Origin of the sequence: Corallococcus sp. CA047B, from assembly GCF_003612065.1 — a bacterium.
GTDB lineage: Bacteria > Myxococcota > Myxococcia > Myxococcales > Myxococcaceae > Corallococcus > Corallococcus praedator.
Genome location: NZ_RAWD01000004.1, coordinates 73,550 through 91,589, shown reverse-complemented (window position 1 = coordinate 91,589; position 18,040 = coordinate 73,550). Strand labels below are relative to the sequence as shown.

The window sequence follows — 18,040 nt, the reverse complement described above, 5'->3', positions numbered from 1 at the left end:
GCGCTACCCGTGCAGTGCCCGGAGCCGCGCCTCCACGGCGGCCACCCCTTCGCGCGGGAAGGCAGGCACGTGGGACAGCTCGCGCGCGCCAAGCCGGAGCAGCGCCCGCGCGAGCCCCGGCGAGTCGCCCTCCTGCGCGCGCGCCAGCTCACGCCCCACGCCCGGGTAGACGCGCTCCACGCGCCGCACCGGATCCAACCCGTCCAGCACTGAAGCCTCTGGCGCGGGGACGTGGCGCGCCAGTAGCAGGCAGAACAGACGCACCGCCTCATCGAGCCGCGACCGTCCACTGAGCACCTCGCCGCGCGTGTGGCGTCCCAGGCCCACCAGCACCTGTGTGAGCCATTGCCCGAACAACCACGCATCGTCCGGCGCCGTGCGCTGGAGCTCCCGCGCTGTTTCCCGAGCACGCTCTTCCAACCGCGCGGCCACGTCACCCCGGTCCAACAACACGCGGTAGCGGTTGACGCGGGCCCAGGACAACTCCTCCAGGTCGAACACCGCGAACTCCAACAGGTGCCCGTCGCGGTAGACGACCTTCACGCCGTGCGCTGTCTCGCGGAAGGCATGTGACACCTCTTCCGCGCGCGGCAACCAACCGCGCTCCTGTCTCAATGTTTCAGCGTGCCCGGGCTCTGCGATGACGAAGAAGTCATGGTCGCTGAAGTCATCCGGCAGGTAGTCCCGCGCCGCCATCGAACCCAGCGCCACGAGCCCCCGGAAACGACCGTCCGCGTCAGCCCTGCGCGTCAACTCCGTGGTGAAGTCCTGGTAGGCCGCGGCGTCCATGGTGCGCTCCTCGGGAAGGCCCCGCATGATGCCAGCTCAACGCAGGGCGTTGGACTGTTGATGCGATGCGTTGGATTGCTATGGTGCAATGCGTCTCATTTTGTGTCGCAATGCGTCGCAGAGGGAGAGGGGACAACCCCCGGCGTCTGGCCTGACCCGGAGATGACATGCTTTGCAGGTAAATCAGGGGCTGGCTTGCTTTTTATCAGTGTCTCGCTTTATGGGCTGATTCGCGGGTCAATCCCTCTGACCGGCCCGCCCTCCCACCAGGAGCCTGTATGCGAAACGCTGTCCGGACCCTTGTTCTGGCCGTCGCGGTTCTTGCCCTCTGGGCGCAGCCTGCCCGTGCAGATACGTACACGCAGACGAAGTACCCCATCGTGCTGGCGCACGGCATGGCGGGTTTCGATTCGCTGTTTGGCGTGCTCGACTACTTCTACGGCATTGAATCCAACCTGACGTCGGGCGGCGCGAAGGTCTACATCACGCACGTTCCGCAGTTCAACACGAGCGAGGCGCGCGGTGAGGCGCTGCTCGCGCAGGTGCAGAACGTGCTCGCGCGCTCCGGCGCGAAGAAGGTGAACCTCATCGGCCACAGCCACGGCGGCCTGGACGTGCGCTACGTGGCGGCGGTGCGGCCGGACCTGGTCGCGTCGGTGACGACGGTGGGCACGCCGCACAAGGGCGCGGACCTGGCGACCTACCTGCGCTCGAACCTGAAGGGCGGCTCGTTCACGGAGAGCGTGCTGGCGTACTTCGCCAACAACCTGGGCATGGTGCTGGGCCTGCTGTCCGGCCACACGCAGCCCCAGGACGCGATTGGCGCGCTGGCGGCCCTGTCCGCGTCGGGCGCGGCCACGTACAACGCCAAGTTCCCGGCGGGTCTGCCCACGTCCTCGTGCGGCACCGGCGCGGCGACGGGCACCCAGGGCCAGCGCTACTACTCCTGGTCCGGCACGGATCCCTTCACCAACGTCTTCGACGCGTCCGACTACGCGCTGAAGCTGTCGTCGTTCTTCTACAGCGAGTCCAACGACGGCCTCGTGGGCCGCTGCAGCTCGCGCTTCGGCTCGGTGATTCGTGACAACTACGACATGAACCACCTGGACGAAGTGAACCAGGTGCTGGGCCTCACGGCGTTCTTCACCGACCCGAAGTCCGTCTTCCGCACCCAGGCGAACCGGCTGAAGACCGCGGGCCTGTAGTCCCTCCAGGAGCATCCCGCCATGAAGAGCCGCGCCGTCATTCTCGTGGTCGCGCTGTGCGCCCTGCTGGCTGCCGGCGTCTTCTCGTGGTGGAAGGTCCGGGCGGAGGACTCGCCCGGGCCCGCCGTACCGCTGACCTCCGTTCCCATCGCCCAGGCCCCCGGCCCGCGCGCGACGCCCGCTGGAGCGCCCGTGGCTGGCGCTGGCGGTGTCCCGACGACGACGTCCCCCGGGGAAGCGCTGCCGCCCCTGCCGGGCTCGCTCCGGGACACCGAGGAAGATGGCGCTGTCTTCGTGGATGCGTCCGGGCACCTGGTGCCGAACCCGGACCTGCTGCGCTTCTTCAACTACTACCTGTCCGCGACGGGCGAGGAGTCCCCGGCGCAAATCCGCGAGCGCATCCTCGCGTCGCTGCGGGCGAAGAAGCTGCCCCCGGCCGCCATGGACGAAGCGGTGCAGGTGCTGGACGACTACCTGGCCTATCTCGAAGCGGCCCGTGCGTTCGGACGGACGCCCTCGGCCGGCGCGATGGACACCGCCGAGCGCCTGGAGGCCCTGCGCAAGCTGCGCCGCGAGCACCTGGGCGGCAGCGCCGATGGCATGTTCGGTCAGGAGGAGGCGGTGGACGCCGTGGCCGTGGAGCGGCTGAAGCTGCAGAAGGATGCGTCACTGACGGCCGACGAGCGCGAGAAGCGCATGGCCGCCCTGGAGGAGCGCCTTCCTCCGGCGGTGCGCCAGAGCCGCGAGGAGGCCGCGCGTCCCTTGCGCCAGATGGCCGTGGAGCAGGAGCTGCTGGCCGGTGGCGCGACGCCGGAGGACCTGCACCAGCACCGGCTGTCCACCGTGGGGCCAGAGGCCACCGAGCGGCTGGAGGCGTTGGATCAGGAGCGCGCCCAGTGGAAGCAGCGCCTGGCGGACTTCCGTGCGAAGCGTGAGGCATTGGGCCGGACCCAGCCGGATCCGGCCCTGCGTCAGGCCGCCGTGCAGCGGCTGCTCTTCGACTCCTTCACCCCGGAGGAGCGCCTCCGGGTGGAGGCCGCGGACTCCATCGAAGCGGCCTCCGGCGGCGGGTGAGGCGCGGGCTTCAGCCGATCTTGTACGGCTTCAGCTCGGAGACCTCTTCGAGCAGCAGCGGCTGCGCGTGCAGGTACGCGGTGGTGCGGCGCTTCTGGTCGATGTCGTCGAACACGCGCTGAACCTGCTGCGGCGTGAGGCCCATCTCCGCGGAGACCTCCTCGGGCGTGACGCCGTGGTTCTTCGCCCAGAGGATGAGGTCCAACTGGGAGTAGTGCACGGAGAAGTAGAAGTCCTCCTGGGACTGCTCCAGGCTGAAGGTGTCCGTGGTGGGCTCGCGGTTGAGGATGCCGTCGATGACGCCCAGGTGCCGCGCCAGCTTGTACGTCTGCGTCTTGTAGAGGCTGGCGATGGGCTTCACGTCCGCGGCGCCGTCGCCCAGCTTCACGAAGAAGCCCTGATCATACTCCAGGCGGTTGGGCGTGCCGGACGCGGCGTAGTTCAGCCGGTCCGCGTGGAAGTACTCCATCATCTTGCGCACGCGCTGCTTGAAGTTGGTGGCGGCGACAATCTGCACGTAGGCCTGGGGCGTGAGGCGGAAGCGCTGCTCCTGCCCGTCCACCTGCACCACCACGTAGAAGACGTTGAGGGCGTCCGTGTTCAGCCGGTCGCCGTGCATGACGATCTTCCACTTCATGTCCGGCTGGAAGTCGGGGAACACCGACCGCACCGCCGCGTCGCGCTGCGAGTAGCACCCGGCGGCCTCCAGCACGGGCGCGATGTCATGCAGCGTGTGCTGGATGCCCAGCTTCTCGCAGAGCTCGCGGCCCAGCTTGGAGGACAGCCCGCTGGAGTCGCGCTCCGGCAGGAGGATGCCGAAGACGCGGTCCGGCCCCAGCGCGCGCACCGCCAGCGCGGCGACGCACGCGGAGTCGATGCCGCCGGAGACGGCGACCACGAGCCCGCGCTTGCGCAGCTTCTTGAGCACCGCCTCCTTCAGCCCGTCCGACAGCGACGCGGCCTTGGCCTCCCAGTCCAGTTCCAGCACCTGCTTGGAGAACTTCATCGTCACGACCTCGATTCAGGGGAAGAAAGTGAAGACAGCACGCGCGTGCGCAGGTCGGCCTTGAGCACCTTGCCGGTGGGACCGCGCGGGAGCGCTTCGGTGAACAGCACGTGGCGCGGCACCTTGTGGGCGGGCAGGGACTCACGGCAGAAGCGGCGCAGGTCGTCCTCCTTCGGCGTGGCGTCCGGCTTCAGCACCACCACCGCGCACGCCGCCTCGCCGCCCAGCTCATCCGGCACGCCCACCACCGCGACCTCCAGCACCGCCGGATGGCGCGCGAGCACGTGCTCCATCTCCACGGGGCTCACCCGGTGGCCGCCGACCTTGAGGATCTCCTTCGCGCGGCCCACGAGGAAGAAGAAGCCGTCCGCGTCGCGCCACGCGAGGTCGCCGGTCCACAGCCAACCGTCGTGGAGGATGGCGGCGGTTTCGTCGGGTGCGTCCAGGTAGCCGGGCGTCACGTTCGCGCCCTTGGCGACCAGTTGGCCCACCTCTCCGTCCGCGAGGGGCGTCCCGTCCTCCGCGACCACGGCCAGCGTCACCCCCGGGATGCCCTGGCCAATGGAGCCCGCCTTGTCGGTGGCGCGCGCGGGCGGCAGGTAGCTCAGCCGCGCGGTGGCCTCCGTCTGGCCGTACATCACGAACAGCTCCGCCGGGTGGAAGGACTCGCGCGTCCAGCGCACCGTGTCCGGGGACATGCCGCCGCCTGCCTGGGTGAGGTAGCGCAGGGTGAGCTTGGACAGGGACTCGGGCGCGGCCTGGCGGCGCAGCAGTTCGAAGGTGAGGGGCACGCCCGCGAAACCGGTGCACGCCTCGGAGGCCATGGCCTCCAGCACGACCTGCGGGTACATGAAGCGCGGATCCAGGAACACGGAGCCGCCCGCGAGCAGGTGCGTCTGGAGCACGCTCTTCCCGTAGCAGTAGTGCAGCGGAAGGATGTGCATGGCGCGGTCGCGCGCCGTCAGGCCCAGGTACTCCACGATGGAGCGCGTGTTCGCCGCGATGTTGGCGAACGTCTGGAGGACGCCCCGGGGCGTGCCCGTGCTGCCGGACGTGTAGACGATGGACGCAGGCGCCTCCGGTGACAGGGAGGGCAGGGCGGACAGGGGCGCTGGGACGACGTCCGGATCCACCGTGCCGTCCTCCTGCAACCACGTGCACGTCGCGGGCGCGAGCAGGCCGCGCAGGCGTTCCGGAGGACGGGAGCCGTGGACCACGAAGAAGTGGGTGAGTGACGCGCGGCCCGTCCAGCGTCGGGCGTCCTGACCGAAGATGACCGCGTGCCGGGCCCCCGTCTGCGCGAGGATGTCCTCCAGCGAGTCCGCGCCCGTCTCACGGTCCAGCTCCACCGCGCACGCGCCCAGCGCCTGCACCGCGAGCCCCGTGACCGCCGCCGCGCAGCCCAGGGGCAGGGCGATGAGGACGCGTGCTCCCGGCTCCACGCCCGCGTCCCGCAGGAGTCCCGCGAGCGCGAGCATCCGTGTTTCGAGCTGGGCGTAGGTGAGCCGCGCCCACGGTGAATCCACCGCCGGGGCATCGGGCGTGGCCTGCGCGTGGGCGCGCACCCACGAGGGCGCGGTGTCCGCGTGGGTGCTCATGCGGCCTCCAGTTGCACCGCGTCCACATCCGCCTGCGGCACCGCGCGCGGGGTGAGGAAGTGATGCGCGAGCAACTGCGTGGAGGCCACGGCGAACAGGGCCATGGTGTCCGCCTCGCTCTCCGCGGAGTTCGGCGCGCGCAGCTTCGCCACCAACCGCTCCACCTTGCGCGCGTCGAAGACGCCCGTGGCGGCCACCGCCTCCGGTGCGAGCATTTCGCGCGCCCAGGCCGGGGCCTCCGGGCCCACCAGCGCGCCCGCGATGGGGGCACGGTAGGGGAACTTGCTGCGCTCCAGGATGGAGGCGGGCACCCGGCCCCGTGAGAAGCGCTTGAGCAGGTGCTTCTCATCCAGCCCGCGCAGCCGCAGGCGCTCCGGCACGCGCGCGGCGAACTCCATCACGCCCGTGTCCAGGAACGGGAAGCGCCCCTCCACCGCGTTGCCCAGCAGCATGCGGTCGCCCTGCGCGGACAGCAGGTATCCCGACAGCAGCGTGCGCGCCTCCAGGTACTGGGCCCGCGCCAGCGGACGCCACCCGGCCACGGCCTTCGGCACGGAGGCGAGCACCGACGCCACCGGATCTTCGTCCGCCACCCGCGCGGCGAACTCCGGCGCGAGGAAGCGCAGGATGCGGCCACTGTTGCCCCACCGCACCAGGTGCGAGAACGCCAGCGCGTCCGGTGTCTCCAGCCCCTGGCCGAAGAACTCGCGCAACAGTTCCACGCTCTGCTGGCTCACCGACAGCGTGGGGTAGAGCTTGCGCAGGAGCATCGGCCGGTACTTCGAGCCCGGCTGGCGCGCCCAGAACTGGCGCACCTTCGTCTCCTTGAACAGGTCGTAGCCGAGGAACATCTCGTCCGACCCTTCGCCCGTCAGCACCACCTTGATGCCGTGGTCGCGCACCCAGCCACTCAACCGCAGGAAGGGCGCGGGCGCGGAGCGCATCATCGCCTGCTCGGCGTGGAAGATGACGCCGGGCACCAGCGCGCCAATGTCCCCGTCGCGCATCTCCACCACGCGGTGCTCGGTGCGCAGCTGCTCCGCGACCGTCGCCTGGTGCGTGCGCTCGTCGAACCGCGCGTGCGCGAAGCCCACGGAGAAGGTGCGCAGCGTGCCGCCCAGCTGCTCCTGCGCCAGCGCGCACAGCAGGCTCGAATCCAGCCCGCCCGACAGGTACGCCGCCACCGGCACGTCCGCGCGCAGCCTCAGTCGCACCGCGCGGTCCAGCACCGCCCCCAGCTCCTCCAGCAGGCGGGGCGCGTCCGGCGCATCCGGCGTCACGCCGAAGTCCAGGTCCCAGTAGCGGTGGAGCGTCAGCAGGCCGTCCCGCCACTTCGCGGTGTGCGCGGGCGGCAGCAGCGACACGCCCTCGAACGAGGTGCGCGGCGCCACGGGCGCCCAGAGCTGGAAGGTCTGCTTCAGGCCCCGGGCATCCAGCGCGGGCGCGACCAGACCGCTCGCGAAGAGCGCCTTCGCCTCCGACGCGAAGGCCAGCTGGCTCCCCGGCAACGTCGCGTAGAACAACGGGCAGATGCCCACCCGGTCGCGCGACATCCAGAGCGAGCGGTCGCGCGGATCCCACAGGGCGAAGGCCCACTGGCCCTCGAAGCGGCGCACGCAGTCGATGCCCCACGTGAGGAAGGCCGCGAGGATGACCTCCGTGTCGGAGCGCGTGCGGAAGGCGTAGGCCCCCGACAACTGCTCGCGCAGCTCCACGTGGTTGAAGATTTCACCGTTGAAGACGAGGGTGAGGCCCGTGGCGTCGTCGCGCATCGGCTGGTGGCCGGAGGCGAGGTCCACGATGGACAACCGCGCGTGCCCCAGCGCGGCCCCGTCCAGGAGCAGGGCCCGCTGTGCGTCCGGGCCCCGGTGCTTGATGCTGGCGGTCATGCGGCGCAGCCGGTCGGCGTGGAGCGCCGGAGCGGTGTCCGCGCCCGCCTCGAAGGTGAAGCCCGCGATGCCGCACATGGTGGGCTCAGCTCGCCTTCGACAGCGCCTGCTTGCGGCCCACGAACGCCACCACGCGGGAGAGCGAGTCCAGGTTCTCCGGCACCAGCTCCTTGTCGTCGAGCTTGATGTGGAACTCCGACTCGATGAAGGCCACCAGCTCCATCATGCCGGTGGAGTCGATGAGCCCCTTGCGCAGGAAGGAGTCGTCGTCGCCGAACTCATCCACGAAGAAGGTGTCGACGATGAAGGTGCGAAGCGTGTCACGCGTGCTCATGGGGTGGATCCTGTCTGGCAATGGGGTGTGGAAGGACGGTGCTGGGAACAACGCACCCGGCGCGCTTTGCTGAGCGCCGGGCGGCGAAGAAGCAAAGGGGACGGCTTCAGGAGCCGGTGGCTTCGCGGGCCACCAGGTCCAGGCTCATGCTGCGCGCCGGGTTGCCCATGGCGAGCGAGTCCGGGGGCACGTCCTGCGAAACGATGCTGCCGGCGGACACCACCGACCGCGCGCCAATGCGCACGCCCGGCAGCAGGATGGCGCCGTGGGCCACCCAGACGTCGTCCTCGATGATGATGGGCGCGATGCGCTGGCCGTCCCGGTCGCTCACGCGCACGAAGGACGCGAACATGCACCGGGCGCCAATCTGCACCGACTCCCACGCCTCCAGCGACACGCCGTAGTTGAACTGGGTCTCCGCGCCCACCACCAGCCGCGCGTTCTCGTAGCAGACCACCGACGTGGGCAGCATGCCGCCCAGGAACGTCAGCTTGTCCCCCAGCTCCGCGTGCCCGTCGTTGCGCGCCGCCACCGGCCCGTACGCCGCCACGCCCTGGCCCAGGTGGAAGGCTCGGAAGAGCCACCGCGCCCGCGCGACCCCCACGGCCCGCTCCGCGCGGGGAAGCACCTCCGTGCGCATCACCTGGAGGCCCGCGCGCACCACCTGCGCGGCCTCCGCCGTGGAGGGAAGACCGGCCCTCATCGCGCCACCTCGCGCCGCAGCGCCCGCGCCGGCGAGCCGCCCACCGACACGCCCGGCGGGATGCGGCGGGAGATGACCGTCCCGGACGCCACGCTCGCGCCCTTCTGCAGATGGGTGCCCGGCAGCAGGATGGAGCGGCTGCCCACCGTGACGCCTTCCTCCACCACCAGCGGCGTCGACTTGGGCCGCTCGTGCCGGTTGCCGCGCAGCGGGTGGTACATGTTGTCCAGGAGCTTGCACCACATGCCCAGGCGGCTTCGCGCGCCCAGCACCACGTAGGACTGCGCTTCGATGGAGCTGCCACCTTCGATGGTCACGTCATCTTCAATCACGATGCGAGCCCCCCGCTGCGCATGCAATTCAATGGGAGCCATCCGCGCGTCGAACACCACGCGGTGACCTACCTCGACTTCACCCTCACCGTGAATCCAGACGCGCCCCCAGACGGTGGGAATCGCTCCCACCGACTTGCAGCGCCGCAATTTCAGACGCGCGACGGTCGGCCCCAGGCCGAGCATCATCATCAAGGGAATGCGCATGTCAGGGATTGGCCTTCGCGGAGGCCGGGGCCTCGCGCGGGGTTTCGGGCAGGGCCCCGAGGAAGGTGACGAACGCGGAGGCCACGCGCGCCTGTCCCTGGGCATTGAGGTGGCCGCCGTCATCCGAATAGGCGGGCACCATCGCCGGGTAGGCTCGGCCATTCACGTCGAACGTCTCACGCGTGCCGTCGGCCTGGGACGACTCCAGCGCGGCCAGGTCGAACAGCGGCTCCTTGCCGCCGTACGTCTGGCGCATCAGCGCGTTGAACGCCTCGCGCGACACGTTCTCCCCGACGCCGAAGACGGGCCGGCCGCGCAACTCATTGAACCAGGCCCTGGCCCCGCGCTGCACCGTCGTCAGGGGGGCGGTGACGTGCACGAAGGTGACACCCGGGTGGCGCGTCTTCAGGCCCGCGAGCGTGGCGCGGTACTTCTCGAAGAGGGCCTTCGCGTCGGTGCCGCTGCTGAAGTCGATGTAGCAGAACTTGAGCAGCGCCACGTCCACCTGCTTCGCGAGGCCTGAGTCCAGCAACTGCTCGAAGTGCGCGAGCTTCGTCTCCGGCTGCTCGTTCTGTCCCACCAGCGCATGCGCGAACGTGCCGGGCTTGAGCGTCGCGGTCGCGTCCTTCACCTCCACGAAGGCGGGCGCGGGCGCGTTCGCCGCGGACGTCAGGCCGCGCACCCCCTCCAGGATGTTGCCGCCCACGGACTGGTGGCCGAAGAACACGCGGCGGTGCGAAAGGCGCTCCAGTCCCACGCGTGTCTCGTCTGGCTTTACCTGGGCCGTGGCCGCCGCGCTCTGGGGCAGGGCCATGAGCAGCGCGCCAGGCAGGAGCAGGGCACCTAATCGCGCGGGGAAGCCACGGACGGATTGCATATGTGAACGTTTAGACCCTTCCGGCGCCGAGCGTCAAAGGCCCTGGACGCATGGTTGGATGCATGCCGTCCGGCCCACCACGGGGCGTACCTCCAGAGGGTCGGGATTGCCCCGGAATTGCCCTGTGGAAAGCCACACCTACTCCTGCGTCAGGCCAAAGAGCTGCCGCAGCCGTCCCAGGATGCGGCCGGCCTCGGGGGTGTGGTCCGGGCTTCCGCCCACGGACTGGGCCACGGCGCGCAGTTGGTTGCGGCGCTGGGCGAGCAGCGCGGAGAGCTGGCGGGCCAGGCCCGGGTAGTCGGAGAACAGGCGCGCGAAGGTGGGACGGTCCAGCTCCAGCAGCACGGAGTCCTGGAGGGCCACCACGGAAGCGGCGCGGCGCTCGCCGGTGAGCAGCGACATCTCTCCGATGTAGTGGCCCGGCCCCAGGCGGGTGATCTCCGATTGGAGCGTGCCGGCCCTCACGCTGACCTCGCCGGAGGCCACGACGTAGAAGGTGCCGCCCTCGTCGCCCTCCTGGATGATGCGCTCGCCCTGGCCGAAGCGGCGCACGACGACCTCGCGGTGCAGGCGCTCCAGCTCCTCCGGACCCAGCGGGGTGAACAGGTCCACCTGTCGCAGCAGGTCCCGCACGGTGGTGTCGGCCAGGTCGCGGCGCTTCGTGGTGGCATCGCGGCGCACGTGCACCGTGCGCTGGGCATGGGGCAGCTCGATGCCCTCGCGGCGCAGCCGGTACCACAGCCGCGTGTGCAGCTCCTCCTTCACGCTGTCCGACAGCGCGAAGTCGTTGAGGAAGACGCGCACCATGTACTGCACGTTGGAGTCGGTGAAGGACACCGTGCGCGCCATGGGCGGCGGCTGGATGAGGACCTGAGGAATCTCCCGGGCCACGTCCAGCAGGGCCTGCTTCACCTGGTTGGGCGGCGCGTCCAGCGACACGCCCAACTGCACCTCGATGCCCACGGGCTCGCGGTGCTGGGTGAAGTTCTTCACGTGCTCCTTGCCCACCATGCTGTTGGGCAGCGTGATGACCTCCCGCCGGAAGTTGGCGATGCGGATGGAGCGCCACCCGATGTGCACCACGCGCCCGGTGTGCTCGCCAATGCGGATGAAGTCGCCCACCTCGAAGGGGCGGTCCAACTGCAGCGACAGGCCCGCGAAGAGGTTGCCCAGCGTCTCCTGGAGCGCAAGGCCGATGACCACCGTGAGCACCGCGGACGTGGCCAGCAGGCCCGCCAGGTCCAGGTTGAGCTGGCTCTGGAGGATGGGCACCGTGGCGAGCGCGTACAGCGTGAAGTCGATGACGTCGCGGAGGATCTTCGGCGTCGTCACCGGCGAGCGCATCCGCACGAGCTTCAGCGCGAACGCCACCGCGGCGCGGATGACGCCGTAGGCGAACGTGAGCATCCAGCCCACGCCCACGGCCTTGCGCAGGCCCTCCGACGTGCCCGCTTCCGGCAGGAAGCGAGACACCGTCCGCAGCACGAGGAACGCGATGAGCATCCGCACGGCGCCCCGGAGGTCGTCGCGCAGGTCCGGGTCTCGGGTGGTGCCGCGGATGCCCAGCAGGACCACCGTGAGGATGGCCCCCGCCAGCAGGGGGAGATGGCCTTCGAGGAAGTTCGGCACGCGGCCTGAATCTGACCGTCCGCGTGCGTGGGGGTCAAGGCGGCGGTTGACGGGTGCCCGCCGAGCGGAGATACACGCCCCCATGACGCTTGCCTCGGTGCAGGGACAGCCCCGCGCGATGGATGCGCTCCAATCCGCCCTGCGGACGGGCTCGGTGCACCACGCCTACCTGTTCGCCGGACCGGAGGGCGTGGGCAAGGAGCTGGCCGCGGTGGGGCTGGCCCAGGCCCTCACGTGCCCCGAGGCTCCGGAGGTGGGCTGCGGCCGGTGCGCCAGTTGCGTGCGCATCGCCAAGGGGCTGCACCCGGACGTCACGTACGTGATGCCGGACGACGAGCGCGTGTCGCGGGGCCTGGCGGGCCGCTCGGACTTCACCGGCACGCCCAGCCGCGAGCTGCGCGTGGAGCAGATAAGGCAGCTCCAGGAGCGACTGGCGCTGCGCGGCCTGGAGTCGAAGCGCAAGGTGGCCATCATCGTCAGCGCCGAGCAGATGAACGTCCAGGCGCAGAACGCCTTCCTCAAGACGCTGGAGGAGCCGCCCTCGGAGACGACCCTCATCCTGGTGGCCAGCGCCATGGACCGGCTCTTGCCCACCATCCGCAGCCGGTGCAGCAAGGTGCACTTCGCCCCGCTGCCGGTGGAGATGGTCGCCGAGCACGTGCGCGAGGCGCGCAAGCTGGACGCGGACACCGCCGCGCTGGCCGCGGTGATGTCCGGCGGCAGCCTGGGCCGGGCGCTCGCGCTGGATGTGAAGGCGCTGGCGCAGCGCAAGGACGTCATCACCGCGTTCGAGTCCCTGCGAGGCAATGACATCCCGGGCCTGCTGCGCTTCGCGGAAGGCCATGGCGGGTCGCGCGAGGACGCGGACACGACGCTGGAGCTGCTCTTGTTGTGGACGCGCGACGTGGCGCTCGCGAAGGCGGAGGCGGAGGCGGGGATGGCGAACCGGGACCTGAAGGCACTGGCGGCGGAGGTGGCGGGACGCACGTCGGAGGCCGCGCTGCACCGGCGCAACGCGCTGCTGGAGTCGGCGCGCGTGGCCATTGGCACGCGCAACGGCGCGCCCCGGTTGCAACTGGAGCGCCTGCTCATCGAGCTGTGCGTGGAGGGCCGTTGAGCGCGGACATGGATGAGGTGCTGGCGGAGGTGAAGGGCGGCAAGGTGTGGCCGCTGTACCTCCTGTGGGGCGAGGAGTTCCTGGTCCGCAAGGGCGCCGACGAGCTGGTGAAGACCCTGGTGCCGGACGCCGCCATGGGGCTGAACCTCGCGGTGCTGGACGCGGCCTCACCGCGCGAGGTGGCTCAGGAGTTGGCCACGATGCCCCTGTTCCCCGGACGCAAGGTGGTGCTCGTCCGGGACCCGGAGTTCATCGCGCCCAAGAAGGGCAAGGGCGACGCGCTGGCCAAGGCGCGCGACGCGTGGAAGGCGGGCAAGCGCAAGGAAGGCGCGCGGCGGCTGCTGGCGCTCGCGGGCCGCGCGGGCTGGGGCGTGGACCAGTTGGACCCGCGCACGCCCGGCGCGCCCACGGTGGAGCAGTGGAAGGACGAACTGAACGTGGACCTGGCGGAGGCGGACCTCGCCTTCCTCCAGGAGGCCGCGACCTTCTGCCGCGAGGAGCGCATCAGCGCGCCCGAAGGCGACGCGTCCGCGCTGCTGGAGCTGCTCCAGAAGGGTGTGCCCCCGGGCCATGCGCTGGTGCTGGCGGCGACGGACGTGGACTCGCGCAGCCCGCTGCTCAAGTTCGCGCAGGACAAGGGCCGCCTCTTCGAGCGCAAGGTGGCCGCGCGGCACAAGGACCTGGACCTCAGTGAGATTGCCCGCGAGTTCCTGGCCCCCCTGAAGAAGAAGCTGGGGCCGGGCGCGCTGGAGGGGTTGAAGGAGCGCATCGGCGGCAACATCCGGCTGCTCCAGTCGGAGCTGGAGAAGCTGGCCGTCTACGCGGAAGGGCCCACCATCGAGGCGGCGCACGTGGCGCTGCTGGTGCACCACGCGCGCGAGGAGGAGTTCTTCGAATTGACGGAGGCCCTCCAGAAGCGCGAGCTGAAGGACGCGCTGTCCTACGCCGAGGACGCGATGGGGCAGGGGACGCACGCGTTGCAGCTCTTGGGCGCGGTGGCCTCCATCGTCCGCTCGCTCTTGGAGAACCACGCCTGGCTGGAGCGGTACGGCGGAGGCAATCCTCCCAAGAACGGGCGCGACGTGGAGACGCGCATCCTTCCGAAGCTGGAGGCGGAGCTGAAGGTCGCCAAGCGCAAGACGCCCAACGCGTGGGCGCTCGCGTTCGGCATGCAGGCCGCCGCGCGCTACGAGCGCCGTGAGCTGCTCAACGCCCTGGTGGCGTGCGCGGACGCGGACCTGGCGCTGAAGTCGTCCGCCAGCGGGAAGCTCGTCATTGAACGGCTCCTCTGGACGGTCTGCACCCGAGGCTGAGGACCGGGCGGGGCAGCGGCCCGGCATCCGGTGCGTGCGCGCCGGGCCGGGCCTGGGGTAGAGGAGGGCACATGGCGGACAAGCGGCGCTTCGACCTCTTCGCGGACCTCCTCGTCACGCGCTTCCCCCAGGCCACCCGCGTCTATGACGTGGCCGGCGGCATGGGGAAGCTGAACGAGGCCCTCACCCAGCGCGGGCGCACCGTGACCACCTTCGACCTGCGCCACAAGCACCTGCCGGTGCAGTACGCGCAGCGGCCCTTCACCCTGGAGGAGCCCTGCGAGGCGGAGCTGGTGGTGGGGATGCACCCCGACGGCGCCACCCGCATCATCATCGAGTATGCCGCGCGCCACGGCCTGGGCTTCGCCGTCGTCCCTTGCTGCTCCGACAACGGGATGCCCTACAAACCGTGGATGCGGCACCTGGCCGACGTCGCGCGCGACGCGGGCATCACGGTCGTGGAAGAGGTCGCGCTGCCCATGGACGGACGCGCGCGCGTGCTCCTTGGGATGCCGCGCTGACGCAGCCGTCCGGCCGCCTGCATCACGTGCGGACGACCGGGCGCGGTGTGAAACCCGGCGGTGCTTTGCTCACCAAGAAAAAGCCGTCAACCATGGATTGCCTGAATAGAGGACACACCGCGCGTGGACTGTCACGGTTGAGGACAGCGCGCGCGGGCGTCTGAAATCCCCTGGAAAGTCATGGGCTTGGCCACCGCTGCGTAACGATTACTTGCACATTTCAGAAGATTTACTGGGCATTCATGTGCCAGCCCGGTTTCGATGCCTTCTCTTGATGCGAAGCATTCCGGCCACTTAAGGCGTTGGCCCGAAGAATGCTCAGTGGAGCGCTGCCACGGCGACACCCCCTTTCGCCTGGCAGGAGGAACCACCTTGGTTCGCACCACTCGTTTCGTTACCGCGCTGCTGGCCACCCTTCCCCTCGCCGCTTGCGGCGTCGGGGACACCAACCCTTCGAATGATCAGCAGAAGCCGGATGAGGTCGCGGATGTGCAGAGCGCGCTGAGCGTGATTCCCGGCGCCCAGATTGTCGGAACGAACGAGGACGGGACGCCTCACACCATCCAGGGTCGTCTGGGCCAGGCGGATCGCCCCCTGACGGGCTTCGCCGCCGCGGACGTGCACACGGCCATCGCCGGGTCCATGCCGGGCATCGCGTCGCTGTTCCGCCTGAACGCGTCGGACCTGCAGGTCCGCCGGGTGTCGGTGGACGAGCAGGGCGTTTCGCACATCCGCTATGCGCAGACGCTGAACGGTCTGCCGGTGGTGGGCGAGGAGCTGGTGGTGCACGTGGATCCGTCCGGCGCCATCTTCGGCGCGAACGGCTCCGCTCGCTCCGGTGGCACGGTGTCCGCGCGCCCGCTGGTCGCCGTGGAGGCCGCCCGCACGGCGGCGCTGCGCGACACGCAGGGCACGGGCCTGGCCGTCACGGGCTCGCGCCTGGTGTACGTCCGGTCGCAGGATGACCAGCGCCTGCGCCTCGCGCACGAGGTGACGGTGACGGGCGAGAGCGCCCTGATGCCGCTGCGCAACCGCGTCTATGTGGACGCGCTCAACGGCGCCACGCTGCTGACGGTGCCGGAGATCCACACGGCGCTGAACCGCAGGATGTACAGCGCGAACAACGGCACCAGCACGCCGGGCACGCTCAAGCGCACCGAGGGGCAGGCCGCCATCGGCGACTCGCACCTCGACACCAACTACAACATGTTGGGCTACACCTACGACTGCTACAAGACGCTGTTCAACCGCGACTCGCTGGACAACGCGGGCACGGCGCTCATCAGCACGGTGCACTACAGCACCAACTACGTGAATGCCTACTGGGACGGCACCCAGATGGTGTACGGCGATGGCGACGGCGTGAACTCCATCGAGCTGGGCAAGGACGCGGACGTCACGGTCCACGAGCTGACCCACGCCGTCACGTCGAAGGAGTCCAACCTCACGTACTCCGGCCAGTCCGGTGGCCTCAACGAGGCGATGTCCGACACGTTCGGCGCCATCTGCGAGAGCCGCGTGAACGGCTGGAGCACCGCGGCGGCCATCTGGATGGTGGGCGAGGACGTCTGGACGCCCGGCACGGCGAACGACGCCCTGCGCTACATGGATGACCCGGCGAAGGACGGCGCGTCCAAGGACTGGGCGGCCAACGTGACGTCCAGCACGGACGTGCACTACAGCTCCGGCGTGCCCAACCTGGCGTTCGCGCTGCTGTCGAAGGGTGGCACGCACCCGCGCGGCCGCTCCACCATCGTGGTGCCGGCCATCGGCGTCGAGAAGGCCGCCCGCATCTGGTACAAGGCCAACACGGACATCTACACGGCGGGCACGACGTTCGCCCAGGCGAAGACCTGGACGGTCCAGGCCGCCGTGGCGCTGGGTTACGACGCGGCCACGCAGGCTGCCGTGACGGCGGCGTGGGAAGCGGTGGGCGTGGGCGGCACGGTGACGCCTCCGACCTGCACCCCGCTGACCAACGGTGTGGCGAAGACGGGCCTGTCGGGCGCCTCCGGCTCCGAGACCCACTACTGCATCGACCTGCCGGCCGCGAAGGCCTCCACCTACGTGCTGAGCGGTGGCACGGGTGACGCGGACATGTACATCAAGTTCGGCTCCGCGCCGACCACGTCGTCCTACGACTGCCGTCCGTACCTCTCCGGCAACGCGGAGTCGTGCAGCGCGGCGGCGAAGACGGCGGCGGGCAAGATGTACATCATGCTCCGCGGCTACTCCGCCTACAGCGGCACGTCGCTGAAGGCCACGTACTAAGCCCCTCCACGCACCCGGCGTGATGCCACGCCGGGCACCGTGATGGTCCCACTTCCGCCTCCGGAACTTCCTGTTCCGGGGGCGGTCGTGTTTTCGCGGGCTGCCGGGTGGAGCGCGCCGGGCCGCAGGCGGGCCGCTGGATGGATCCGCGCGACGCCGAAGGAGGGCGACCGACCCGGGGGGCTGTGTCCCGGGCCGCGAGGCCGGGCAAGCGGGAACGGGGTAGGGTGCCCGGACTTCCCTCACAGGAGGATGCATGGGGCGGCGGCTGGGCGGGGTGTTGCTGGCGCTGATGGTGGGCTTCGGGGTCGCGTCGTGCCGGCACGGCGTGCGCGGGACGCCTTCGCGCACCTGCGTGGTGCTGTCGGTGGGCGGCACCAAGGGGCTCGCGCACGTGGGCGCGCTGGACGCACTGGTGGCCCGGGGCATCCCCATCGACTGCGTGGTGGGCAACAGCATGGGCGCGGTGGTGGGCGGGCTCTATGCCGTCGAACCCCGGGGCCACCTGCGCGAGCGCTACCGGGCCTTCTTCGCGGACTACGAACAGGAGACGCGCAAGACGACCGCGACGCGGGGCGCGGTGGGCGCGGCGGTGGGCCTGCTGGCGGTGCTGGTGTCGGGAGGCGCGCTGGGCCCGGCCGTCGCGGCGGGCGCGCTGGGGGCGGCGGGCGGCGCGGGCACGGTGCCCCGGCTGAGCCATGAGCGCTTCACCCATGTGCTGGAGCGCTTCTACGCGGGAGCCCGGGTGGAGGACCTGCCCGTGCCCTTCGTCACCTTCCATCAGGCGCCCACGGATCAGGGCCTGCGGCTCATCACCGTCACGCACGGACCGCTGTCGGAGGCCGTCGCCGCGAGCGCCGCCAATCCGTTGCTGTTCGAGGACGCGTCGCTGGAGCGCATCGACCCGGGCGCGGACCGCGTGTCCGCGACCCCCATCCACGACGCCTGTCAGCTGTTCCCGGGTGCGCGGCTCATCGCCATCAACGTCACCGGCGAGCCGGCCTTCTACCGGGGGGACCTGGACTGCGACGTGCGGGAGATCCGCGTGGACGTGCCCGCGCCGCCCGTGGAGGCCTTCACCGGCCGGGGCCCCGCCTTCGAATCCGCCTACGACGCGGGCCGCGACGCGGTGATGCGGGCCTGGCTGGACTGACGTCGGGCGCTCCGCCGAGCGG

16 protein-coding genes are annotated in these 18,040 nt (G+C 70.5%); 7 read left to right on the top strand and 9 right to left on the bottom strand.

The window, feature by feature from the left end; translation table 11 throughout:
• Window positions 1-3: 3 nt before the first annotated feature.
• The gene (locus D7X74_RS01640; RefSeq protein WP_120531122.1) at window positions 4-816 is read right to left on the bottom strand and encodes a hypothetical protein; all 813 of its coding nucleotides are present in this window, start codon (window positions 814-816) and stop codon (window positions 4-6) included.
• A gap of 251 nt (window positions 817-1,067) precedes the next feature.
• Between D7X74_RS01640 and D7X74_RS01635 the strand changes: the two genes are divergently transcribed.
• The gene (locus D7X74_RS01635; protein ID WP_120531121.1) at window positions 1,068-1,994 is read left to right on the top strand and encodes a triacylglycerol lipase; all 927 of its coding nucleotides are present in this window, start codon (window positions 1,068-1,070) and stop codon (window positions 1,992-1,994) included.
• A gap of 21 nt (window positions 1,995-2,015) precedes the next feature.
• Window positions 2,016-3,068: a lipase secretion chaperone gene (locus D7X74_RS01630; RefSeq protein ID WP_120531120.1), complete on the top strand. Its 1,053-nt coding sequence runs from the start codon at window positions 2,016-2,018 to the stop codon at window positions 3,066-3,068.
• A 10-nt stretch (window positions 3,069-3,078) separates the two neighbouring features.
• On the opposite strand, the gene nadE is transcribed toward D7X74_RS01630, so the two are convergent.
• The 8 genes from nadE to D7X74_RS01590 form a co-directional block, all read right to left on the bottom strand.
• On the bottom strand, window positions 3,079-4,074 hold the full coding sequence (gene nadE / locus D7X74_RS01625; RefSeq protein ID WP_120531119.1) for an NAD(+) synthase: 996 nt from the start codon (window positions 4,072-4,074) through the stop codon (window positions 3,079-3,081).
• Between the two features lie 2 nt (window positions 4,075-4,076).
• Window positions 4,077-5,672, bottom strand: coding sequence for a class I adenylate-forming enzyme family protein (locus D7X74_RS01620; protein ID WP_120531118.1), 1,596 nt, complete (start codon window positions 5,670-5,672; stop codon window positions 4,077-4,079).
• Complete coding sequence (gene asnB / locus D7X74_RS01615; RefSeq protein WP_120531117.1) at window positions 5,669-7,639, bottom strand: asparagine synthase (glutamine-hydrolyzing); 1,971 nt, start codon at window positions 7,637-7,639, stop codon at window positions 5,669-5,671. The genes D7X74_RS01620 and asnB overlap by 4 nt, the downstream gene beginning before the upstream one ends.
• Before the next feature lie 7 nt (window positions 7,640-7,646).
• Window positions 7,647-7,895 carry an acyl carrier protein gene (locus D7X74_RS01610; RefSeq protein ID WP_120531116.1) on the bottom strand — a complete coding sequence of 83 codons (249 nt, stop codon included), beginning with the start codon at window positions 7,893-7,895 and terminating at the stop codon, window positions 7,647-7,649.
• Window positions 7,896-8,001: 106 nt separating this feature from the next.
• The gene (locus D7X74_RS01605) at window positions 8,002-8,598 is read right to left on the bottom strand and encodes an acyltransferase (RefSeq protein ID WP_120531115.1); all 597 of its coding nucleotides are present in this window, start codon (window positions 8,596-8,598) and stop codon (window positions 8,002-8,004) included.
• The gene (locus tag D7X74_RS01600) at window positions 8,595-9,137 is read right to left on the bottom strand and encodes a DapH/DapD/GlmU-related protein (RefSeq protein ID WP_120531114.1); all 543 of its coding nucleotides are present in this window, start codon (window positions 9,135-9,137) and stop codon (window positions 8,595-8,597) included. Before D7X74_RS01600 ends, D7X74_RS01605 begins: the two co-directional genes overlap by 4 nt.
• 1 nt (window position 9,138) lies before the next feature.
• The gene (locus D7X74_RS01595) at window positions 9,139-10,014 is read right to left on the bottom strand and encodes a hypothetical protein (RefSeq protein WP_120531113.1); all 876 of its coding nucleotides are present in this window, start codon (window positions 10,012-10,014) and stop codon (window positions 9,139-9,141) included.
• Window positions 10,015-10,152: 138 nt separating this feature from the next.
• Window positions 10,153-11,643 carry a mechanosensitive ion channel family protein gene (locus tag D7X74_RS01590; protein WP_233601926.1) on the bottom strand — a complete coding sequence of 497 codons (1,491 nt, stop codon included), beginning with the start codon at window positions 11,641-11,643 and terminating at the stop codon, window positions 10,153-10,155.
• A gap of 82 nt (window positions 11,644-11,725) precedes the next feature.
• Between D7X74_RS01590 and holB the strand changes: the two genes are divergently transcribed.
• From holB to D7X74_RS01565, 5 genes are all read left to right on the top strand, one after another.
• The gene (holB, locus tag D7X74_RS01585) at window positions 11,726-12,760 is read left to right on the top strand and encodes a DNA polymerase III subunit delta' (RefSeq protein WP_120531111.1); all 1,035 of its coding nucleotides are present in this window, start codon (window positions 11,726-11,728) and stop codon (window positions 12,758-12,760) included.
• 8 nt (window positions 12,761-12,768) lie between these two features.
• The gene (holA, locus tag D7X74_RS01580) at window positions 12,769-14,073 is read left to right on the top strand and encodes a DNA polymerase III subunit delta (protein WP_370450701.1); all 1,305 of its coding nucleotides are present in this window, start codon (window positions 12,769-12,771) and stop codon (window positions 14,071-14,073) included.
• A 71-nt stretch (window positions 14,074-14,144) separates the two neighbouring features.
• On the top strand, window positions 14,145-14,594 hold the full coding sequence (locus D7X74_RS01575) for a hypothetical protein (protein WP_120531109.1): 450 nt from the start codon (window positions 14,145-14,147) through the stop codon (window positions 14,592-14,594).
• A 372-nt stretch (window positions 14,595-14,966) separates the two neighbouring features.
• Complete coding sequence (locus tag D7X74_RS01570) at window positions 14,967-16,865, top strand: M4 family metallopeptidase (RefSeq protein WP_120531108.1); 1,899 nt, start codon at window positions 14,967-14,969, stop codon at window positions 16,863-16,865.
• A gap of 256 nt (window positions 16,866-17,121) precedes the next feature.
• Window positions 17,122-18,018, top strand: a complete 897-nt coding sequence (locus D7X74_RS01565; RefSeq protein WP_120531107.1) for a patatin-like phospholipase family protein — start codon at window positions 17,122-17,124, stop codon at window positions 18,016-18,018.
• The last annotated feature ends 22 nt before the right edge of the window (window positions 18,019-18,040 follow it).

Bases quoted from the DNA above. Each gene is read 5' to 3' on its own strand.
- D7X74_RS01640 (WP_120531122.1), bottom strand. From the start codon at position 816: ATGCGGGGCCTTCCCGAGGAGCGCACCATGGACGCCGCGGCCTACCAG.
- D7X74_RS01635 (WP_120531121.1), top strand. From the start codon at position 1,068: ATGCGAAACGCTGTCCGGACCCTTGTTCTGGCCGTCGCGGTTCTTGCC.
- D7X74_RS01630 (WP_120531120.1), top strand. From the start codon at position 2,016: ATGAAGAGCCGCGCCGTCATTCTCGTGGTCGCGCTGTGCGCCCTGCTG.
- nadE (WP_120531119.1), bottom strand. From the start codon at position 4,074: ATGAAGTTCTCCAAGCAGGTGCTGGAACTGGACTGGGAGGCCAAGGCC.
- D7X74_RS01620 (WP_120531118.1), bottom strand. From the start codon at position 5,672: ATGAGCACCCACGCGGACACCGCGCCCTCGTGGGTGCGCGCCCACGCG.
- asnB (WP_120531117.1), bottom strand. From the start codon at position 7,639: ATGTGCGGCATCGCGGGCTTCACCTTCGAGGCGGGCGCGGACACCGCT.
- D7X74_RS01610 (WP_120531116.1), bottom strand. From the start codon at position 7,895: ATGAGCACGCGTGACACGCTTCGCACCTTCATCGTCGACACCTTCTTC.
- D7X74_RS01605 (WP_120531115.1), bottom strand. From the start codon at position 8,598: ATGAGGGCCGGTCTTCCCTCCACGGCGGAGGCCGCGCAGGTGGTGCGC.
- D7X74_RS01600 (WP_120531114.1), bottom strand. From the start codon at position 9,137: ATGCGCATTCCCTTGATGATGATGCTCGGCCTGGGGCCGACCGTCGCG.
- D7X74_RS01595 (WP_120531113.1), bottom strand. From the start codon at position 10,014: ATGCAATCCGTCCGTGGCTTCCCCGCGCGATTAGGTGCCCTGCTCCTG.
- holB (WP_120531111.1), top strand. From the start codon at position 11,726: ATGACGCTTGCCTCGGTGCAGGGACAGCCCCGCGCGATGGATGCGCTC.
- holA (WP_370450701.1), top strand. From the start codon at position 12,769: ATGGATGAGGTGCTGGCGGAGGTGAAGGGCGGCAAGGTGTGGCCGCTG.
- D7X74_RS01575 (WP_120531109.1), top strand. From the start codon at position 14,145: ATGGCGGACAAGCGGCGCTTCGACCTCTTCGCGGACCTCCTCGTCACG.
- D7X74_RS01565 (WP_120531107.1), top strand. From the start codon at position 17,122: ATGGGGCGGCGGCTGGGCGGGGTGTTGCTGGCGCTGATGGTGGGCTTC.